Source organism: Bartonella sp. SL320 (assembly GCF_059687635.1).
This window is the reverse complement of record NZ_CM185143.1, coordinates 531,332-553,677: the sequence shown is the minus strand read 5'-3', so window position 1 is coordinate 553,677 and position 22,346 is coordinate 531,332. Positions and strand designations below refer to the sequence as shown.

Annotated in this window: 17 protein-coding genes and 2 tRNA genes; 12 read left to right on the top strand and 7 right to left on the bottom strand. The window is 37.0% G+C overall.

The features are described from left to right. Positions 1-139: 139 nt before the first annotated feature. The 8 genes from rpmH (at position 140) to AC6ER8_RS02300 (ending at position 7,383) form a co-directional block, all read left to right on the top strand. The gene (gene rpmH, locus AC6ER8_RS02335) at positions 140-274 is read left to right on the top strand and encodes a 50S ribosomal protein L34 (RefSeq protein ID WP_005864709.1); all 135 of its coding nucleotides are present in this window, start codon (positions 140-142) and stop codon (positions 272-274) included. A 127-nt stretch (positions 275-401) separates the two neighbouring features. Further along, the gene (gene rnpA, locus AC6ER8_RS02330; RefSeq protein ID WP_497079012.1) at positions 402-794 is read left to right on the top strand and encodes a ribonuclease P protein component; all 393 of its coding nucleotides are present in this window, start codon (positions 402-404) and stop codon (positions 792-794) included. Further along, entirely contained in the window at positions 784-2,646 is a 1,863-nt protein-coding gene (gene yidC, locus AC6ER8_RS02325) for a membrane protein insertase YidC (protein WP_497079010.1), read from the top strand. Before rnpA ends, yidC begins: the two co-directional genes overlap by 11 nt. Further along, positions 2,643-3,287, top strand: coding sequence for a ribosome biogenesis GTP-binding protein YihA/YsxC (yihA, locus tag AC6ER8_RS02320; RefSeq protein WP_497079008.1), 645 nt, complete (start codon positions 2,643-2,645; stop codon positions 3,285-3,287). Before yidC ends, yihA begins: the two co-directional genes overlap by 4 nt. A gap of 139 nt (positions 3,288-3,426) precedes the next feature. Beyond that, a complete protein-coding gene (locus tag AC6ER8_RS02315) occupies positions 3,427-4,119 on the top strand; it encodes a glutathione S-transferase family protein (RefSeq protein ID WP_497079006.1) in 693 nt (230 codons plus the stop codon). 1,289 nt (positions 4,120-5,408) lie between these two features. After that, positions 5,409-6,221 carry a 4-hydroxy-tetrahydrodipicolinate reductase gene (gene dapB / locus AC6ER8_RS02310; protein WP_497079004.1) on the top strand — a complete coding sequence of 271 codons (813 nt, stop codon included), beginning with the start codon at positions 5,409-5,411 and terminating at the stop codon, positions 6,219-6,221. Between the two features lie 28 nt (positions 6,222-6,249). Next, entirely contained in the window at positions 6,250-6,870 is a 621-nt protein-coding gene (locus tag AC6ER8_RS02305) for a 2,3-bisphosphoglycerate-dependent phosphoglycerate mutase (protein WP_497079002.1), read from the top strand. A 428-nt stretch (positions 6,871-7,298) separates the two neighbouring features. After that, a tRNA-Leu gene (locus tag AC6ER8_RS02300) sits at positions 7,299-7,383 on the top strand. 1,237 nt (positions 7,384-8,620) lie between these two features. On the opposite strand, the gene AC6ER8_RS02295 is transcribed toward AC6ER8_RS02300, so the two are convergent. Next, positions 8,621-8,812, bottom strand: a complete 192-nt coding sequence (locus tag AC6ER8_RS02295; protein WP_497079000.1) for a hypothetical protein — start codon at positions 8,810-8,812, stop codon at positions 8,621-8,623. 691 nt (positions 8,813-9,503) lie between these two features. After that, entirely contained in the window at positions 9,504-10,094 is a 591-nt protein-coding gene (locus AC6ER8_RS02290) for a hypothetical protein (RefSeq protein ID WP_497078998.1), read from the bottom strand. 1,170 nt (positions 10,095-11,264) lie between these two features. On the opposite strand from AC6ER8_RS02290, the gene AC6ER8_RS02285 reads away from it, so the two are divergent. Both AC6ER8_RS02285 and AC6ER8_RS02280 read left to right on the top strand, forming a co-directional pair. Beyond that, on the top strand, positions 11,265-11,765 hold the full coding sequence (locus AC6ER8_RS02285; protein WP_497078996.1) for a hypothetical protein: 501 nt from the start codon (positions 11,265-11,267) through the stop codon (positions 11,763-11,765). After that, on the top strand, positions 11,766-12,986 hold the full coding sequence (locus AC6ER8_RS02280) for an MFS transporter (protein ID WP_497078995.1): 1,221 nt from the start codon (positions 11,766-11,768) through the stop codon (positions 12,984-12,986). Between the two features lie 590 nt (positions 12,987-13,576). Here AC6ER8_RS02280 and AC6ER8_RS02275 read toward each other — a convergent pair. Next, entirely contained in the window at positions 13,577-13,705 is a 129-nt protein-coding gene (locus tag AC6ER8_RS02275) for a hypothetical protein (protein WP_497078993.1), read from the bottom strand. Between the two features lie 796 nt (positions 13,706-14,501). Between AC6ER8_RS02275 and AC6ER8_RS02270 the strand changes: the two genes are divergently transcribed. After that, positions 14,502-14,645: a hypothetical protein gene (locus AC6ER8_RS02270; RefSeq protein ID WP_497078991.1), complete on the top strand. Its 144-nt coding sequence runs from the start codon at positions 14,502-14,504 to the stop codon at positions 14,643-14,645. An 82-nt stretch (positions 14,646-14,727) separates the two neighbouring features. On the opposite strand, the gene AC6ER8_RS02265 is transcribed toward AC6ER8_RS02270, so the two are convergent. Next, positions 14,728-14,818 (bottom strand) — tRNA-Ser (locus AC6ER8_RS02265). A gap of 338 nt (positions 14,819-15,156) precedes the next feature. On the opposite strand from AC6ER8_RS02265, the gene AC6ER8_RS02260 reads away from it, so the two are divergent. Continuing rightward, positions 15,157-16,374 (top strand): porin, encoded by a 1,218-nt coding sequence (locus AC6ER8_RS02260; RefSeq protein WP_497078990.1) that lies wholly within the window; start codon positions 15,157-15,159, stop codon positions 16,372-16,374. A 1,377-nt stretch (positions 16,375-17,751) separates the two neighbouring features. Here the strand turns inward: AC6ER8_RS02260 and AC6ER8_RS02255 are convergent. The 3 genes from AC6ER8_RS02255 to AC6ER8_RS02245 all read right to left on the bottom strand — a co-directional run bounded on the left by AC6ER8_RS02255 (position 17,752) and on the right by AC6ER8_RS02245 (position 22,311). Continuing rightward, complete coding sequence (locus AC6ER8_RS02255; protein ID WP_497078988.1) at positions 17,752-18,630, bottom strand: N-acetylmuramoyl-L-alanine amidase; 879 nt, start codon at positions 18,628-18,630, stop codon at positions 17,752-17,754. A gap of 775 nt (positions 18,631-19,405) precedes the next feature. Continuing rightward, complete coding sequence (locus AC6ER8_RS02250; RefSeq protein ID WP_497078986.1) at positions 19,406-21,583, bottom strand: isocitrate/isopropylmalate family dehydrogenase; 2,178 nt, start codon at positions 21,581-21,583, stop codon at positions 19,406-19,408. Next, a complete protein-coding gene (locus AC6ER8_RS02245) occupies positions 21,580-22,311 on the bottom strand; it encodes an alpha/beta fold hydrolase (protein WP_497078984.1) in 732 nt (243 codons plus the stop codon). Before AC6ER8_RS02245 ends, AC6ER8_RS02250 begins: the two co-directional genes overlap by 4 nt. Positions 22,312-22,346 lie beyond the last annotated feature (35 nt).

The following is a 22,346-nucleotide window of genomic DNA, read 5'->3' as shown; positions in this document are numbered from 1 at the left end:
GAGAAAAGCAATCTAAGATTGACTTTTTTTATATTTTTCCTTATGGATTATCAGTCGTATGATAGGATAGTTTTTTCACGCATAACTGTTCATAAAACTTAAAGTATAAGAAGGGCCGCACGCCGCGGTATTTAAATAAATGAAACGTACCTACCAACCCTCTAAACTTGTCCGTAAACGCCGCCATGGGTTTCGTGCACGCATGGCCACAGCTGGAGGACGTAAAGTTATTGCTGCAAGACGTGCTCGTGGACGTAAGCGGCTTTCTGCTTAATCATTTAAATTTTCACAACCGTTGAGGATTGCTCATTATTTCTTCATTTCTTCGTTGTGAAACTTTTGTTATGAACTTCTAATGCTTGGCTCACCAAGCATTTAGTGAAATTACGAAATGTTCTTTTATGAAGAAAAAACACCCCTGCCGTATTCGCAAAAGAGCAGACTTTTTGGCTGTCCGTACCGGAGAAAAACGACGGGGTCCTTTATTTTTACTTGAAGTTAAGTCTCGTGAACAAACAACAGAAAAAAAATCTTCTCCTGTTGCACGTGTAGGCTTCACTGTTACCCGTAAAAACGGTAATGCTGTAAAACGTAATCGTATCAAAAGGCGCCTGCGTGAAGCCGTAAGAGTTGGTGTCACAAACCATATGGAAGCAGGAACAGACTATGTCATTGTGGCCTATCGTGATGCGTTACATGCCCCTTTTACATCTTTGATTAATGAATTAAACCGGCGAATAAAACCAAAAACAAAACATCAGCAACGACAACAAGGGTGTACGAATGGAATATAACCGCAATTTCTTCATCGCTATTGGCTTATCTTTCCTAGTGCTTATCGCATGGCAATTTCTTCATGTCGCTCCCAAACAAGCAAAGTTACAAAAACAACGAGTTATCGCACAACAAGAGCAATTGTCAAAGCAACAATCAACCCTTTCTACTGCCACAACGAATTTTTCTGATGATGCTTCAACACATCAAGCAACCTCGATTATCGAGCAACCAATGACTCCTGAAATTCGCAAAGCTGTATTAGCCAAAACAGAACGTATTGCGATCAAAACCAATGAGCTTGAAGGCTCTATTAATCTGGTTGGGGCTCAATTTGATGATCTTCACCTCAAGAGATATCGTGTAACTGTCGATAAAAAATCACCGGAAATCGATTTGCTGAATCCTAAAGGTTTCAAAACGACCTACCTTGCTGAATTTGGTTTTGCCAGTGCATCTTTGCCAGCAAAAGCCTTGCCACAATCTGATACCCAATGGCAAATAGAGGGAGATAATACAACCCTAACCCCTTCAACTCCTATCACTTTAATTTATAATAATGGACAAGGACAAATCTTCCGCCGCACCCTTTCTGTTGATGATCATTACATGTTTACCATTGAGGATTCTATCAGCAATGAAAGTGATCAACCAATACATCTTTCATCCTATGCTCGCGTTGCACGTGCAGCACCACCAGAACATACAAATGCCACCTATTTGCTTCATGAAGGGATGATCGGTATTGCGGGAGATTCGCTCAAAACTGAAAAGTATAAAACCTTAGCAGAACTTGATCCCAATCCTGATAATGGACAAAAGAGTATGACTTTCTCCAAAGTCACAGGAGGCTGGATTGGTATTACTGATAAATATTGGGCTGTAGCCGTTATTCCCCCACAAGATAAGGAATATACAAGCCGTTTTATTTATTTTGATCGTTTGCAAACGCATTATCAATCTGACTTGCTAGGATCGCTTTTAACGATTGCTCCAAATGAAACAAAAACCGTTACAAATCGTCTTTTTGCTGGGGCAAAACAAGTTGAAATTATTAATAACTATCAAAATGATCTAAAAATTAACAAGTTTGCTCTCTTAATTGATTGGGGTTGGTTTGATTTCATCACCAAACCCATGTTTGCTCTCATTGACATTCTTTATAAGCAAACAGGAAATTTTGGTGTTGCCATTCTTCTTGTCACAGTGCTCTTAAAAACACTTCTTTTCCCTCTTGCCAATAAATCTTATAAATCTATGGCACGCATGAAGCTGATGCAACCACGACTGCTAGAAATAAAAGAAAAATATCCCGATGACCGAACCAAACAGCAACAAGCAATCATAGAACTGTATAAAACCGAACAAATTAACCCCCTTGCCGGTTGTTGGCCAATGTTGGTTCAATTTCCCATATTCTTTGCTCTTTATAAAGTTCTCTATATCACCATTGAAATGCGCCATGCACCTTTCTTTGGCTGGATTCAAGATTTAGCAGCTCCTGATCCAACATCTCTTTTTAATTTGTTTGGACTCTTACCCTATACAACGCCAGCATTTCTTATGATTGGTGCTTGGCCTTTGATTATGGGGATAACGATGTTTTTACAAATGCGTATGAATCCCGCTCCGCAAGACCAAACCCAAGCCATGATCTTCACATGGATGCCTGTCGTCTTTACTTTTATGCTGGCCTCTTTCCCGGTTGGTCTTGTCATCTATTGGGCATGGAACAATATATTATCAATCATTCAGCAAGGCATCATAATGAAGCGTCAAGGCGCCAAAATTGAGCTATTTGATAATTTAAAAGCCATGTGGAAAAAATCACCCCAAAAAGAAGTACAGACCTCAAAAGAAGTGCAAAAATGACGAGAGATTCTTCCCTTTCTGGAATTTTTTCTCGTAATTGGATTTTTATTCGTGGTGTCCCTGCAATAGGCTTTCTCCCGCCTGAAGGGCCACCAGAGATCGCATTTGCGGGACGTTCCAATGTTGGAAAATCATCTTTAATCAACGCACTTGTCCAGCAAAAAGGTTTAGCACGGACCTCAAATACACCAGGACGAACGCAAGAGCTTAATTATTTTATCCCTGATGGTTTCAGTGGACAACAAGAAGATCTTCCCCCTTTTGCCTTGGTCGATATGCCTGGTTATGGTTTTGCTGCAGCTCCTAAAAATCTGGTTGATGCATGGACAAATTTGATTTTTAGTTATTTACGGGGACGCACAACTCTAAAACGTGTCTACCTCTTGATTGATTCACGGCACGGCATAAAAAAGAATGATGAGGATGTTCTAACACTCCTTGATAAGGCTGCCGTTTCTTACCAAATTGTTTTGACAAAAAGTGATAAAATCAAATCAAGTGCCTTGGAAAAATTAATGATGACCATGCAAACAAAACTTCTCAAACGTCCAGCCGCTTATCCACAGATCCTTGCCACCTCTTCAGAGAAAGCATACGGTTTGGAAGAATTACGTGCTGCCATTTTGCAAACCATTGCATAAAAGAACACCTTCATATTATTAACAGTTTATTAAGCATAACTGTGCGCCACTGCTAATGATCTTGTACTTCTCATCAAGCATCTTTATAAAAAAGATGACTTGAAAGAATTCTTATCAACTCTATTTTATAGTGTAAATTATGCTGACACTTTTTCACTCTCCTTTATCTACTGCCTCGCGCTTTATACGCCTTATTCTTGGGGAATATGGTTTAACCACTCAACTGATTGAAGAATATGAATGGGCTAGAAGACACGAATTTCTCGCTCTCAATCCTGCTGGTCATGTTCCTGTTTTTCTCGATGAACACGAGGTTCCATTATCAGGCCCCTTAGTTATCTGCGAGTATTTAGATGAAACCCATGGAAGTTTACGACAAGAAAATAAACTCTTTCCAGAAAATCCTTTAGATCGTGCGGAAGTACGCCGCCTCAATGACTGGTTTTTAAATAAATTTGAAAATGAAGCAACGCGCCATATTGTACGAGAACGAATCCATAAACGTGAAATGCCTCTTGCCATTGGCGGTGGCGCTCCCAATTCGCAAATTTTACGCAATGCACGCGCTAATATTCCACCCCATATGAATTATCTTAATTGGCTTTGTGCCTCTCGCGATAGCTTAGTGGGTTCTAGCCTATCCTATGCTGACCTAGCAGCAGCTGCTGCTGTTTCTGTCCTTGACTTTTTAGGGGAAATTGACTGGGAACAATCCCCTGCTGCTAAAGACTGGTATATGCGGATGAAATCACGCCCTTCTTTTCGTTCTCTTTTAACAGATCGTGTCCGTGGAATTGTTGCAAGTGCTCACTATGCTGATCTTGATTTCTAATCTCTTCTCACAAACAAAAATATAAGTGATCTTTTGCTTAAAAGAAACAGCCCCGTTTATGAATTTTTATGCTTGCGTATCGACAAAATACAGAGGTTCATCATCCTGTTGCTTATAATGGTATAAGAAAATATGTTTCCATCATAATCTCTTAATTTCAAGCCCTTATAACGCCCCCCAATAATCCTTTTTGCCGTATCACAAAAAAGATCAGTTTAGAGATAAAGATATCGAACAAGGGGTTTTAAAGTCTCTCTTTAAAGACAAAAGCTATAGCACCATGAAAAGCGAGGCAAATAAAATAACACTTCACTCAACGCATGTTATCTTCCATTCTTGCCAATATATGAAAAAAAGGCATTCCATAGCCTACATAACTCTTTACTCTTAATAAAAAAGCGCCCTAGCGCCATCATTGTGTTTTTATAAAATGATGATTTTTTCAACGGCCTTCCCTAAAAAATAACAAATCCAACCAACGCCCATGTGTCAAAAATCCAGCGTCTCAGACAGCTTTCTATTTTTTCCCCTTTTTATAGGTTTTTATTCATAGATAAAAAATAGTGATTCAAAATGATAATTTTTAAATTGAATGATGAACTCCCAATATTTTTCATACATGCCCCTCCTCACATTTGAAGCAATTAAAATCTTTTCCCTCTACAGCACTGCTGGGCTTTTCCATCACTGCTGAAATGAGCATATGAAAAAAATCATACAAAAAAGAATAAAAATACCGGTGAATCATTACAAACCCTAAAGGCTGTCAGCCACATTGAAGACTGAATAAACATATGAATGGTGCTCTCTTTTTTTATAAAAACATCGTAGTGCAGAATAAATTTTATATTATTTAAGCTTTCTCGCTATCCCCTTAGAAAGATCTCATCATCAAATGAACTTAAAGAACACTGAGACCCTCTTTTTTTAAGACAAGCACACAAAGGAATAGCTTAAGTATATTTTGTTTTAAAGCGTTCTATTTTGCATGAAAGTTGTGTCCTCTCTCAATAACCAGAGCAATAAAAGAAATAAAAGCCTAAAGCAATGCGCAATCGCCCTTAAGCTTTACAAGTTAAACCTCAAACGATCCATCCCATAACATAACAAAAAACATCTCTCTATAAACTTATAAATCTTATATCACTTCCCCTAAAAGATAAAATTTTACAGGACAAAAGAATGAATTAAAGCAGAAAAATTTTTTCTTATAAAGAAAAAGAACCCTTGGAAAGAAGGCAAGAATTTGCCTATACTACAAGACAATCAAATATCATAAGGAGATAAAAATGCGCCTTACAGTTGTTGGTGCAAATGGCAGAATGGGACGTGAACTCATTACAGCAATCCAACAGAGGAAAGATGTAGAGCTTTGTGCTGTTCTTGTCCGTAAAGGCTCAGCTTTTGTAGGAAAAGATGTGAGTGCCTTAATTGGTTCGGATTCTCTCGGGCTTCTCATTACCGATGATCCCGAAAATGCTTTTTCAAACGCAGAAGGTATTTTAGATTTTTCACAACCCCAAGCCAGTATTCTTTATGCTGATTATGCGGCCCAAAAAAAACTTGTCCATATTATCGGCACCACAGGATTTAGCCAAACAGAAGAAGAAAAGATTGCGGAGTTTGCTCAATATACAACAATTGTCAAATCCGGAAATATGAGCCTTGGAATAAATCTTTTAGCCAACCTTGTAAAGAAAGCGGCCAAAGCATTAGAAGCCGATGATTTTGATATCGAAATTTATGAAATGCATCACGCAAACAAAGTTGACGCCCCTTCTGGAACAGCTCTTCTTCTTGGACAAGCCGCCGCTGAAGGGCGCAATGTTATGCTGCAAGACGTACGTGTCAACGAACGCAATGGCCATATCGGTCAACGTGAAAAAGGCACCATTGGCTTTTCTTGTTCACGCGGAGGGACAGTTGTTGGCGAACACAGTGTCATTTTTGCTGGTTTAAATGAACGCATTGTTCTTTCCCATACAGCGCAAGAGCGTTCCATCTTTGCCAATGGCGCATTAAAAGCAGCTTTGTGGGCCCAAAACCATGAAAATGGTCTTTATTCCATGCTTGATGTTTTGGGGTTGAACAATGAATTTTAAACAATCAATAGAATAGAGGAAATTCATAATGGGACGCACACTTGTACTCATCCGTCATGGTCAAAGTGAATGGAATCTCAAAAATCTTTTTACCGGTTGGAAAGACCCTGACTTAACTAAAAAAGGTCAGGACGAAGCGATAGCAGCAGGAAAAAAACTGAAAGAATCTGGTTTAAAGTTTGATATTGCTTATACATCCGCCTTACAGCGTGCGCAAAAAACGGCGCGGCACATTTTAGAGCAAATGGATCAATCCGATTTAGAAATAATCAAAAACGCAGCATTAAATGAACGTAATTATGGTGATCTTTCTGGTTTAAATAAAGATGAAGTGCGTCAACAATGGGGGGCAGAGCAAGTACAAATATGGCGCCGCTCCTATACTATTGCTCCCCCGAATGGAGAAAGCCTACGCGATACCGGTGCACGCATTTGGCCTTATTATTTTTACCATATCCAGCCTCATATTTTACGCTCTCAAACGGTTTTGGTCGCAGCGCATGGAAATTCTCTTCGTGCTCTTATTATGGCGCTTGAAGGTCTTACCAGTGAAGAAATTATATCTCAAGAATTAGCAACCGGTATTCCTATTATTTACACCTTTAATCCTGATTCAACCATTTCCTCCAAGACGATCATCACACCTTAATTGAAAATTTAATGGAGCAAAAAATACAATCCAATGCCATGCTGTTTCAAAATGAACAGTTCCCTCTCCTCCTCACGATAAAGGATTAATTTTTCTTCTCTCCCCCAATAGGCTCATCAGTCCATAGGTCTATCAGTTCATCAACCCATCGCTCCCTCAGATGCATTTCTCTTGTAATGACTCACTTACAATGTCTCATAGGCTTCTTGGTTTTTTCAATCATTCCGCTCTTAATCTTTCATTTAACATTGTTATTTTATACGGATGAAAAAAAAGCGAAAATCTATACCTCAACAACATGACGCTTTATACGACGCATAGTACAATAAGAAGTACCTTCCCTACCCCGTACCAAAACATAATGTTTGACAGCACTATCGATAATTTTATTGACAGAACTGCTTCACAAGCTTAGATGAATTTCATGAGCCCAGATGGCGGAATTGGTAGACGCGCAGGTTTCAGGTACCTGTGCCGCAAGGCGTGGAGGTTCGAGTCCTCTTTTGGGCACCATATTCTTTTATCTGTCCTATAACTTACTGATTTCATGTATATTTTAAGAGGTCAGGGATACGCCAATAAAAGTAAGGGAATAAAGTTTCGCCACATGCCTCTATAGGGCGCTTCTTTTTTGCCAATTTTTTTAATAGTTTTTTAAATTTTTCTGCATCTTGTTGCAAGAAATTCTCTAAGTTTCGAACAAACATGCCAACAGCTCTAAAAAAGAGAAGCTTTCTCTTAATCTAAGAGTTCTATAATTTTGTCTTTCATACCAATAAGTACAGACTTTTTCCAATCTCCACAAAAGATAAAAATGCTAAAGCTTAGCCATATTTAAAAGCTGTTCTGAGACATCACAAAGTTTGCGTAAAATTTTACAAAGAATGTAAGCATCTAAAAAGCCCTGTTAGAAGAAGAAATATTCTTGTGAATCAAACAAACTTTTTGAAATTTCTCTCAATTATTGCAAATCATGATTTTTCTCGAGATATTTTTTGACTTTACCAAGTGCTTTTAAAGGAGCTCTACTTTTTTTAAGTAAAGATCTCTCTCATGACAATCATTCGTACTTCAAAATAAGATGGATCTCTAATGTTTAAAAAACTACATCTTTTAAAATCATAAGGGAAAATTTAACTTACCCCCAAAATCCGTAAAATTAAGATAAAAAACCCCTTCGACCATAAAGTCTGTTAATCATTATCTCGCTTCCCCCGATAAAGAGAGGCTCCTTAAATGAGCTCATATATATATTTCAACACCCGATCTCATGATTGATGAAAGACTAATTTTCACGCTTTGTTATTTGTGGTTCAAAAAAATCCCCTCTCAACTCATTAAACGCCCAATCCAATAAAATTGGAAAATCAGCACAAAATGATAAATCATAACAGTTCAAAAAAAACCATTTGATAAAATTTGATAAAAGAAGAGAGCAGAAATATATTTTAAAATATCCGGACACATTCTCATTCGTTACAAGAGAATACTGCGGCAAACTCAAAACAGTTTATCTCAATAATATTGGGAGAATTTGTTTTTTATACCTCCCTAAATCAAGAAAAAACCTCAGAAATATAGAACATAAAATCATTCGTCATGAGAAAAATTCTAATCACACACCTTGAGTTTTGTTCCCCCTCTCCTTTTGTTCTATCTAAACCATTAGATGGTATTCACCAATATGACACATCTCCATGCTTAAAATTAAACATGTATTCCATAAAAAAATTCGAACCTTGTGCTGCTTTTATTGTTTTTTCTCGAATAATCCCTCGATTGCTGCATCTCGCTCTCTTGTCACTTTTTCTAATTCTGCAACAACCTTTTTATACAATTTTGAACGCTTCGTAAAAGAATAACCAAGCATAATGATTGCTATGTTTAAAATACAATTAATAATTGTACTTATAAAAACAAACAATATCATAAGAGCTGTCATTTTCCTCTCACTTCTTGTACCGCAAGAGCTTTATCTCGCTGCTGAAGAGTGTCTTCTAATTGCTGAAGTGTTTTTTTCAACTTCTTCGTCAATCGTATGTATAAAATTAAAATAACCGAGATAGCCAAGCAACAACAGATTAAAATAAATAAGATCAAAATACATATAAAAGTCAGAATATCGAACTCTCTGACTCCATCCAACGTTTGGGTAATAGCCACATCAAATACTCGGATAATGTCTTCGTAAAACACCTGAGTAACAGAGTCCACTGCTAAACTTATAACAAATATGAAGACAATTATTTTATAGTCCTTCGATGAAAGTACCATAGCTTCTTTAAGCGCTAAAACTTTTGATTCTTTATCAAATTCTGAAGAGACTCCCGAAACCTTATTATCTGGATTTTAAAGTGTCTTATGCAATGGTTGGGGGGCTTGTATTGTCATACGGATCTCATCTTCTTTTTTCATTCTCAAAGCATGTCTCTCGTGCTTCTCCGTATTTTTTCTGTCTCGCTCTTTCGGCTCTTTCGCAATTCCTGTTACATAAAAAACAAAGAGTTCCTATAATCACCGTAACAGATAGAGTGAGTATTATGGCAAATCCCACTGTTCATTCCTTCTTTAATAAAATCATTGAACATTTCATGCCTTCTTTCCCATGGCATCAATGAACAACTGCTGTCCCTTTATCGCGATATTTTTTTCAAATTTTGAAGTTTTTTATTTAAATCATCAACTTCATGACCAAGCTTCTCAAGCTCTTTATTTAATTTATTAATATGTTCGTCATGTTGAGATATCACTTTTAAGTCATCTAATGACTGAGATTGGTTCTTAAGTTTGTTCACTTCATTGAGCATTCGAAAACCTTCTGTTCGTTTCTCAACATGCTCAAATAAAGTGAGAACTTTCTTTATTCGCTCAAAAACTGCTGTATTCCGTTTTTGAGTTAGCTCATATCTATAAGCAAGCTGTTTGTTATTTGGCATCCCTTTGAGCACTGCCAAATACATTTCCTGCTGTTCAAGAGCACTTCTCTGCAAATCCTCTACCACTACCCCCAATAACTTCATTGTATCATTCCATCCCCGTTCGGCATTTGCTTTTTCAAACGCAAGCGAATCCAACTTCTCAATGGCGTCATCCCGTTCCTTAGCAACTTGGGAACAAAAGAATTCACTTATTCCGGTATAGCCATGCGAGGCAGACACAAGATATGTCAGCAAAAATAGGACCAGCAATAAGCTTTCTCTCAACGGATTTTTTTTTGTAAACATCTTTCTATTTTCTCGTACAAAATACCTAAAATAAATACATAAATTCGTATCAAAGTGTGTATAATAAAATTTATTAAATTTACCGAAAATAATCTACGATAAAAATGATAAGCTGTATACCAATAAATATTCTGTAAACTAAATAAACTGATAAAAAATAATTTATTCAATAGCTTAGGTATAAACTTTTTTATCTCTATAGGAGAAGTTTAATCACTTTATACGTATTATACGAGATTTAAAAAGAATTTAAGATGACATTATAAACTAATCAATATTAATATTTTGATTAATATGACAATTATGAAATTGATGCATTCATCAAAATGGAGAAACACAATCAATGGGATAAAAACAATGATATAGAGATTACGTTTAAGACAGATTGGTTCATTCCATCAGCAACCGTAAACAGCAACCGTAAAAAATTGCGTTTTTTTTTACAAAAATTCAAAATGATTCATTTTCTATAATCTATCTTATATTATCTTCCTCAAATTCATTAACAGACCATAGAGTATGAAACGGATAAGACACCTTTTTCTCAAGCGGTATTTTTTTAAAAGAACAGTTGATTGAATCAGCAGAGGGGCGCCTAATGAGCAAGATTATAATTTAAGAGACAGTGTATATTGTTATTTGTAAAAAAATGCCATTTTGGAGCAGGTTGTTAAAAATGTTTATTGATCACTGATCAATGAGAGGCATAAATGGGGGAATTTGATTTTCCTTACAGTGCAGTAGATCACAAAAAAGAGCATTAATGAAGTTCCCAATTTTCCATTATTCATCATAAGATAAAAACTTTAATCATGTGTTGGGTTTTCTTATTTTGCGCTATTGTTTTGCTCTGTCTGCCCGATCAAAGAATTTCTTCAATTAAGAGTGCTCTTTTAAGATATCATCTCCATCATCAAAGTTATGCTATGCATTGAAGCTGCTTTCAGCGTATTTTTTTGCAAAAAAAGTGTCATCATTCTAGGGGGAATTTAATGATGAATCAGCAATTCTTGCATCCTCTCATACATGGGAATACAGCCTCTGATGCATGGAAAATTGTCTTTTATTAATAATGATGTGATCAAAGTGACGAACCTTGCAAGACAATTTTTTATTGAATAAAAGAGAAAGATTCTGAAAAACAATCAAAGAAAAAGGGGGGGGATACAAATGTTGATTATCGAAAAAAAATTACCCCAAGCTGATTTATGGATCATTTCTGCTGATTCATCTGATCAACGAGGACTATGGATTAATGAATGGTGCATAAAGAATAAACAAGTCTCTATAAATTTCGGTTATGTTCATGCTATATCCGGTTACGTTAATGACATAGCTGTCTTTGGTCCATTTTATATACCTGGACGAACTGGGAGCTATGCATGTCACTCATCTATAGGCAATCTTCCGGAAAAAAGTGATCATCTTCTTTATAATGCTTGTGTTACGATTAATAATAACTTCAAAGTGGCTATATTTCCTCCTGTGAATGCTCTTTCAGCCACCATGTGTGCCAATGATGCTCTTAAATTTTTGGGTGGTTATGGCAGCCTTCTTTCCACTGATCGCCGCTATGTGAGGATATTGTGGGAATATGGAACAGCCAACTTTTTACAGAAAAATATTCTATTCAATGAGAAACTTCACTGTATGATTGATGGAACAGCATAAATGAACAGACCACGCACCCTTGCTCTCACCTATGGCTCCTATAATGCCGTACGTATGCTCATTGGTGTTTACCATGCGATTTTTTTAATGTCGATGGGGGTTAGTCTCGCGCAATTGGCGCTGCTTCAAGTTGTCTTTTCTACAACCATTCTGCTGCTTGATTTTCCTTGTGCTGTTTTAGCGGACAGATATCGACGTAAATATTCCGTAATAGCTGGCGTCTTTATGACCGGAATATTTTATCTTCTCTGTCTTAAAGCCCCCAATATGACAGCGCTTATTATTGCGCAAATTCTCTATGCTGCCGGCATTTGCATCATTGTCAGTGCGATTGACGGATGGATTTACCATTCTCTTGGTGATCAACATGATCACTTTTCGCATTATGCTCATCTTTATCACCAAGTGAACTCTTTCGGGAGCATTTTCAGTGGGATTGTAGGCATTGGAACGATCTATTATTCTGGACAATATTTTATGGGATATATTCTCTCATGCTTCATGATGGGAATTATTTTTTTGGTTTTCCTTATTGTTCCTGAAGAAAAGAAAACAACGATTGAAACACATAAAACAAAAACAATCTTGCACAATGCCAAGGAAACCCTGTGGATCTTTCAAAACACCGTGGGAGGCGCATGGTTTATTTTCCTCATGTGTCTTTTTAGCGCTGGAATTCAGATTATTTATCATTTCTGGCAACCCATTATCCTTGGCAAGGGGGAAAAAATTGCTCACCTCAATGGTTCGCAAATGTTGGTCCTTATGTGCTGTCATATTGGAGCCTTTTCAGCACAGTATTTTTCAAATTTACTGATGGCAAAATATCATGTTCTTGATAAAAAATATAAGAACTCGATCAAATATTTTTCCTTCTTTTCTTCTCTGATGTGCATCGCACTTTATTTTTTCGTTCATAATAATCAAACGGCGGTATCAGTCATTGCCTTCTCTTTAATCCATGGATTTATTTGTACCGTACCGATAGGCGCAAAAAGCTTATTTTTCTCCGAACTGAATCAAACACAAAGGCAACATATTTCCGGTATTGTTGGTGCAGTCTCTTTTAGCGGAAGAATATTTTCAATCACCGTATTAAGTATTATTTCTTTTCTTCCTGCAAACGTTGCACCCTCTTCTTACCTCATATTACCAACCTTTACTTTTTTCTTATGTGGTGTAATCGTCATGAGATGGATGAAACACTCTCAAAAGTCTTGATAAGAGAAAAACCATAAAATTATCATCAACGATGTTTTTTAAGATTTTCTCTCAAAGAGATCGAGGCTTCTTGAGATCTTTGATAACTCGGGCTTTCAATAGAATAAATCCATACAGCAATCGTTTTATAGATAATATACCGCACTCAAACATCGTAAGATGTTTTTCACATCTGTTTTATGTTGAAATAATCAAAATCATTTGTTTGCAGGCCATAAGCCAAAAGAGCCACATTTTATTGTCTTTTCTTTTATTGGAATGTTGCCAACACTTGCACTTCTTCATTGGTGGATTTTTGATATACCCTTTTCATTGGCAGGCGACTGTTATCTTTGTAAGCTTTTTTATATTTTGGACTATTTTTCCGTTGGATAAATCTGTTGAGTAAAAACAATTGAGAAAGGAAAGAGATCTTTTATGAACGCTCATAGACAAATCCTATGCAACATGAAGATGAATATACCCCCCTCGTTTCTTCAAAAATCTCAAAATGATATGCTCGCTTTCTATAATTCACAAAAGCTTTTGCATTTTATACCATATTGCAAAATGAGCTTGGGAAGTTTGAGAGAGATCTCTTTAAAATCAGCTCATACACTGGCAACATGGGCATTGGTAACACGCACATTGGTAACACGCACATTGGTAACACGCGAATATTCTGTTTTGCGTTCGGAGCGTATACTCCTAAACGGGATAGACAAAAGCAAAAAGCCCATAATCTCCATTACTGAACGAACACGACTATTGAAGATTTATAAAAGTTATAAAGCTGTGTTCATTAAGATGATGATAAAGGCGGGAACCGATTTCTATCTTCGTTGCTTTCACATTTTTTTTAAATGCAATGATTTTTCCATTTTTAAAATTATTTGCTAACAAGTTACAATATTTTCTTCCCTATTTGACCTATAAGAGCAGATACAAGAGTAAAAACAATAAACCGCCTTAAATATTTCATATGCTGCTGTGTTAAAAGCCGATATCGATTTGACCCACCATAGCAAAAGCTTAGAAAACAACGTCATCAAACAACAAATATGCCTCAATAGATTGGAGAAATATATGGATATAAAACACTTTGTGGGACAACATCCCTCATACATCTAACTTTACATCTGCCTAATTTGTATAGGCATTCATGGCGTTTCTTATATTTATAAAAGTCTTTCAGCAATTCTTCGCTCAAAAAGATAAAACATCAATGTGATGACAGAGTTTCGCTTTCCTTATATCAACAAAAGCCTTTAAAATTTTGCAAGCCCTTTGATTTTCTCGCACGTTTTTTTTCACGAGATCATGTTCTTTTTATATAAATCAGCATAAAGATAAATTGGTATGGCGATTGGCATAAAACTTATAGGGGGATAAAACATCCCCGATTGACTTCATTTTAATTTTTCTACCCTTAGAAACAAGTTTTTGCCACTTATTTTACGAAATATAGCAAAGCCGCCGGTATGAAAAAGCAAGCAGCTCTACGCGCTGCTCCTGTAAACCCTTAAGCTTTTGTGAATGAAAACACTGATTGGCAAGACTGAAGATAATATGGCATTTCTTGAAACAAAGAAAACCAATCATCAACATCTAGCAATGGAAAACCAACAATGGAGCCCCAGCAATGAAAACCATGAAAAAACGACAAAAAGTCCAGCGTAGATAAAAAATAAGTTAAAGGAAGCAAACTTCCCTAGCCTTTATGAATATACTGGTTTTATTGAATATAATTTTTTCTGCATAATGGCGGAGAGGAAGAGATTCGAACTCTCGAGAGCCTTTTGAGCCCTACTCCCTTAGCAGGGGAGCGCCTTCGACCACTCGGCCACCTCTCCAAGGAGTTGCATAAATGGTATCAACAGAAAGTTCAAGACATTTTCGATTTTTTTCCCAAATATTTGAATTTTTTTCCTTATATTGCTTCCATCGGGAGAAAAAGTTAACAAAACAAAAATTGTGTCTTTTTTACCACATTATCTAGAATAGTACATGGATACATTACAAAAAAGTAATTTCATATTTGAAACTTTAAGAAGATTAGTATAGCTAGAATAATGAGTATCGCGTGTTTTGCTTTGTCTTTAACGCATTAGGCAAAGAAATTCTCTTATTAGACAAAGAATTCTCTTTAAGAAAAGATTAAACTTTTAAAAATGGACCTCGGAGATCCCATATGAATATTAAATCGCTCTTTTTAAGCTCTACAGCGGCTTTTTTAGCAATTTCCGGAGCACACGCTGCTTCCACCCCTGTGGCTGAACCTGAACCCGTAGAATATATTCGCGTTTGTGATGCCTACGGAAAAGGATATTTCTATATCCCTGGAACAGAAACCTGCATGCGTTTATCAGGAAATGTTCGGACTGATTTTATCGGTGGTGATAATATCGATGCAACCAACGAAGCTGAACTAAGAGACAAGAAAAGAAAAACCTATGGAGCATCATCACGGCTCACTCTTGTTTTTCAAGCCGCTTCTGAAACGGAAATGGGAACTCTTCGTTCATATGCAAGAATTTTTTCAAGTTGGGGTGATGGTGCCAATAAAGCTGGTGCAAGACTTTCAGCCGCTTATATTGAATTGGGTGGTTTCCGTGTAGGTCTTGATGATACCATTTTCAACACCTGGGTTGGTGGTTATGGAAATGTCTTCAATGATGACAGTATAGCGCCTGCCGGCACAACACGCACCAATTTTATTTCCTATACCTTTAATGGTGATTCCGGCTTTTCTGCTATTATCGGCGCTGAAATAGGCAATAATGCAGATGAACTTCCTGAAGCACCAGAGCAAAAAACTCTCCCGAACCAGTATATTTATAAAGATGGTAAACTTGTTCCTCTAACAAGAGATACTGCTCCAAGTAAATCAATTAAAAACTACACCCCCAACGTGGTTTTGGGTATAAAGTTTATGCAAAAATGGGGTGGTTTTTCAGCCGTTGCTGCCTATGATGCTTACTACAAAAAATGGGCTGGAAAAATCCGTGCAGATTTCAATGTTAATGACCGCTTTAACCTATGGGTAATGGCGGGCTATAAAAATGGTGTTGATTACTACACAGAAAATGCAGATGATGAATTATCACGCAGAAGCACAACGATCTATGCAAACTGGGGTGGTAAATGGGCTGCTTGGGCAGGTGCGACTTACAAACTCACGCCAAAGGCAAGTTTGAATGCTCAAGTTTCTTATAGTGCTGTAAAAACCTTTGCAACGTCTGTTAATATTGCATACACATTGGTCCCAGGATTTGTAATTACCCCTGAGTTGACCTATGTTTCTTGGAATGATGATCGCGTTATAAAAGATGCAGGTAATAATGATAAACATTTCTTTAATGGAAAAAGTGCTTTCCAAGGTATGATCCGTTTACAGCGTTCATTCTAATTCTATAAGACGACAGCTTTGAAAAACTGGCAACAGATGTTGCCAGTTTTTATTTTTAAAATCACATATCATCAGCCTCTTTTTCTGATACTTATTTTCTTAATCTTTCTGATAAAAACAGCTTCAGTTTCATAAAAACATTCGGAATAAAATAAACTTGACGTGCTGGATAAAAGCGGCTTCACAGGGGCATTATCGATTAATTCAAACACTTTCTTCCTGGCTCTTTAAAGTGTTCCCCTTCCTCTTATTTTAAAATGAGCTCTTGTTTATCATTTATATCTTACCCTTGATCATTTAAGATATAACCTTCTCGAATAAGTTTTACCTTAAATATCCAGCTTAACGGCACTAAATAACGGTCTCCTCATCCTCTTCGCTCAAAGAACGAGAATTCCTGCCAACATCAGTTTGTAAACAATTCAATCGCTTTTAAGAATCCATTTGTCTGGATTCCTTATGACTCACTTACACAAGGTCCTAAAGACAAACCCCATCCTAAACATTTGCCACGCTCTATTTTAAAAATACTGAAGAATGAAGTGTTATATTTTTTATATCTCAATATCAGTACCTTCAGTGATGATGTTTTATGGCATAATAGGGTAAGAGATTAAGAATAGACAGTCTAACCTAGATAGAACATTGATTGATCATGATAATTCATTGTTCCTTAACCTGAATGAGAAAGCGAAATGCCGTAGGATTTTCTTATTTCAAATCTCTCCCATGTTAAAACAATCAAAATCACTTTCTTGCACGCCACAAACAAGCGTCCATGTGGGTAAAAATTGGATAAGAAAGAACGACAAATACCTATAATAAAAGCTTTCACGCGTTAAAAACTGTAGCAACATTTAAGAGCGAGCAAAATCTATAATGGCCTCTCTTTGCTCTTTTATAAAGCATAAGGACAACGCCCCCAATAAGACAACACACTTCACAAAAAAGACTATATATTCTTTAAAAATTCCATTTATAAAACATGTGTGTAACACACAGCGAAAAATATTTTTAAAATAAACAGGCACATATATAATAAGGTACATATATAATATAAGTTCATTTTGTTAGAGACATTCTATCTTGCAATTCTATCTTGCATAAGCAGAATGCCTCATTATATACGGCATCTTAACTTTGAATATTTTTAAAGAAAACAGAATATAAAAAAAAATAGCAAAACTTAATCTCTGCAAGTTATAAAATTTTCTCTAGAGTTATATTTTCATGAAACGCCTTATGCCCTGCATACGATTTTTAAAGCGATAAAGCGCTTTTTTATCGAAAGTTAATCAGCAACAGGAAAGTTCTTTTAAGAAATAAAAAGCACTTCCATATTTCCATAAAATATCTTTGAATTCAAACAGATTAAATTCATGAAAAATATTTATCAACCAATGCATAAAGAATTGCTGCTGTTTCAACATCGAGGATCCCATCATAATTTTCTTGACGAAAATGAAGTTGAAAAGCTTGAATTAAATTTTTATATCCCATGTCAGTACAGGCAACTGAAATATCATACCCATAACATTTTAGCTTTTCCAAGGCTTCCTCTTTGGACGGAAGACTCTTAGAGAACTGTTCTTGATAGTGATTTTTTTGTTCATCATCATACCAAGCCCCTATCCCTGCCTCATAAAGTTCTTTCCATGGGAAAGCAGCGCCTGGATCACTTTTTCTTCCAATAGCAATATCACTATGCCCCACAACATCTGTTGGCATAATATCAGGATAGCGTTGAAGAATATTCAATGCAAGTTCCTTAACGCCATCAATTTGTACTGGATTATAAGGAGGAAAATTCAACATCTCGTTATGATGACCTACTAAACCAATAGTAGCCTGTGATCCATTTTCATCATTAACGGATTTTAAGACGTGTGTATCCTCTACCACCGTTCCAATCCCCCCCTCTTCTGAAGAATGAGAACAGCCGGTCGCTAAATTAACAATTTCAATCCCAATAGATGTATCATTAATATTACTCCGTCCTGCCCACGAACTCACACCTGCATGCCACGCACGCTCGTTTTCATCCACCAGATTAAAGATACGCATATCCTTAAATCCAGCCTCACGATATGTCTGCTCTGAAGGATCTGGCACAAGATAGTGTGCACTCACCTTTTCTCCTGTCAGCGCCATAATCGATTCTTTAAAATTAATAGCCGTATAATGCATAACAAGAAAACGAACACGACGATTAAAACTCTTGACAGAACGATAACTGTTGTAATCAATCCGATACATAAAGACTCTTTCTTTTTTACTTGATAAAGACTACCGCACCTCGCAAAAGATAGAACACAAACTGTTGAAACAAATTGCAATGAACTTCCCATTTAGATAATGAGAATTACGTTTAAAATTTGTTCATCTAAAAAATCACATCTCTTCTCAACAATAGAAATTTTTTATTTTGCCTCGACACACACGTATAAAATGTTTTTGACAGCACCTAAAAACACACCCTATCAAATATTTTCTTAAAAAAAATTCTACAGATGATCGATGGAAAAAAATAAAAGTATAAAATGATCATGCCTTAAATTTTCACATGTAAAAGCAAAGATAGCTGTTCTTGTTTTTATATCATCCCTCCCCCTCAAAGCCCCCAACCATCGTGCAATGACCACATAAAAACATAAAGCAATATGCGCTATCTTCATTTTTTAAAATGAGACAGCTGTGAAAACTTTTGGCAAGCTTGAAAGCAAAAGGACTAAAGGTTCTTGAACCAACACACTTCCTGTTTCGCACTATTTTTTTGTTTTCTATATCCTCGCAATTTTCTTGCTCAAAACAGTCTGTCGAATGATTAAGAAAAAATGAAACATACATCTCGTATGATTGACGCCCTAGCTTACAGAATTAATAAGCAAAAAGCAGATATTCTTTTGAGGTTACTTTAAGAGTCTTTTGCGCGTGCGATAAGAGATCAAAACAGGCTTCTCTTTAATGTTCCGATTAATATTTCAGAAAATGCCATAATTGGAGCAATATTTTTTTACCTTTCTATAGGATATCATTTAATATCATTGTTTTTTTGCGTTGATAAAACTCTTTTTAAAACTGACCAAGCGGCATATTCTTGTAAGACGACACTTAAAAGCGGACGCGTATAGGGAAAAGGAATATGATCACCGTCATAGCCTTTCATCTGTACCGTTATGGTTGCATGTCCAAGATTTTCCTGCTGCTTTTCTAAGATCTCAATGGAAGGGGATAGGCTCACTTCAACCTCAATCTGTGGAACATTTTTGGTACTTTGTTCTATAGGTTTAAAATATTTTAAAAGATGTTGATCATGGATCAACCAATGCACTTTTGCGTATTTTGCGAGTTGTTGAGACGCCGTGGTTACTTCTGTTCCAACCAAATAGGAGCGAAAATGATTTTCAAATTCTTCGATTAAATGTTGTGCCAGGGGGGTGGATGACTGACCAACCAATTGCACCAACACATAAGGGCTTTTCCATAAAAAATGGCGTTCAAAGGGCTCATTTTCAAAATGATGATCAACCCAATGCGCAAGAGTACTTTCATCAATTCCAATCAAAGTCCATGCATACTCTACCCGCGAGAGAGAAGAATATTTGTTTGCATTTTGCTGTAAATAATCCTCTAAAAGGGCCAGAGCCTGTGAGGGAGGACCAGGCAAAACAACCAGCATACTTTCATCACAAGAAAGGTAAAATCCTGGTGCTGTACCCGTGGGATTATCAAGCACTGTTGCTGTCTTGGGAAACAAGGCTTGACGCGCATTATGACTATCCGGTGCAATCTTTAACCGCTCCAATTGACCTTTGATGATTTGCCAAACATCTTCATGATGCACCAAAGGTTGCCTGACAGCTTGAGCAACCCCATCGCGTGTTTTATCATCAGAGGTAGGTCCCAATCCCCCACTGATCACGATAAGATCTTCTTGTCCAAGACAAGCAATGATCGTCTCACTGATTTGTTGTAATTGATCTGCACAAACAAAATGACGCGTGACTTGAATATTTCTTTTTTCCAAGCTTTGGCTTAAATCTTGTAAATTCGTATTCAAATATTGTCCTGAAAGAAGTTCATCACCAACAGTGATAATGGCTGCACGATAAACGGAATGTTTTAGAGAATTGCGGACAACTTCAGCCATTTGACGCGGTGAGGCACTGCCTCCTAGATCATGAGGAACCGTTTTTCCGCTACGGATAACCCGATCCACACTGTAAGATAATTGTTTTGCTTCCTCATAAAAGCCTAAATGCTCTAACAGTAAAGCCGTGGTATAAAACATCGCAGAAGGGTTTGCTTTATTCTGTCCAGCAATGTGTGGTAGGCTTCCATGAGCAGGTTTAAAACAGGCAATCTGATTTCCCACATTTGCACAAGAAGCAAACTCCAATCCACCCATCACGCCAGCGGCAAGATCAGAGAGAATATTGCCAAACATATTTTCAGTAACAATTACCCCAAACTGCTCTGGCTTTGTGGTAATCGACAAAGCAACCGTATCAACATTCTGAATATCTGCTTCAATTTCTGGATAGTTTTGCGCGATTTGCTTAAAAAATTTCTGAGCAAATTGTCCACTTTCTCGCATCATATCGGGCTTATCAGCAAAAGTAACGCGCCCAACCCCACCTCTGCGTGCATAAGAAAAAGCGTATTCAAATAACCGCTCCAAACTAAAGCGTGTTTGTAAACGGAATGTCCATGCAGCTTTTTTGAGACTATATTTTTTTAAATGGGGATATTTTAACCAAGCAGATATTTCAGGCGTGATCTCCCGAAAATCAACTCCAGAAGAAAAATCTTCCGCCATTTCGCTAATAACACAAAACTGAAAAGGTTTTTTGGGGCCAAAGATGTATCTTATAGGGCGTATATTGGCAAATAACCCTAACTTTTGTTGAAGCTGAACTATAGGAGAAATATAGCTAAGGTTTTTCTCTTTTAAATGCGGTGCCTGTTCTTTTAAAGCCGCTTCTTTTCCTTTGTCTGTCACAGCACCAAGTAAAAGTGCATCACTTTCTGCTATTTTTTGCCAAGTCGCTTGTGGAATAGAATCCCCCTCTTGTTTCCAACATTTCCAACCAATTTCACCATAAATAAATTCAATGGGTAAGTGAAATGGCTCTAAAACCATCAATGCGGCATCACAGATCTCTGGTCCCACACCATCACCAGGAAGTACAAGAACTTTCTTTTTCATAATCCCTCCATCCAGTCGCTAATAACAGCATTCGTCATGAGAGGATTATCCTCCCACAAACGCGTAGCAGCACCAGAAATGATCTGATATTCATGATTAACACAGGGGCTTTTTGTTTGATTATCAACCGTTGCAAGTTGCGATTTTTCCCCCACCAACGCTAAAAACTTACCCTTATATTGAACAATCTCATCTCGAGCATCCATGGCCAATAACAGTTTAAATCCTCTTGTCATCCGTTCAATGGCCATGCTTTTTTGATCTTCTGGAATTTTCAAGGCAACGCGTTTTTTTATAACGCCACGAGGGTGCATAAAACCACTCAGTATCTCTAAAGCCCCCGACAAATCATTATTTTCTAAGCAAGTCAGAATACCTCCAAAGCGCTGTTGTAAAAGCTTATCTGGATAGCCTGGTGCATTAAGAGCAAGCACCGCTTGAACATTGGGAAGCCTTGCGGCTAATATTTGCACCAACATGCCTGCCATAGAAAATCCCACAAGCACCGTGGGCTTTTGCAAATAGTTTTCCAGTTTTGCTGTCATAAAAGATAAAGTTTCAACAGTCGAATGATTGGAAGAATGGTCCCTCTTAGGAAAAAGAGCAAGTGTATCCAACAGCGTCACTTGAAATCCTTTTCTCAAGCATAGCTTTGTCAATGGAGAACAAAAAACACCCCGATCCCAAACAGGCATGACAGGAGAAAGAATAACAACAGAAAGGCTCATTGATCAATGTCTCCCCTTGTTTCAAAGCACACATG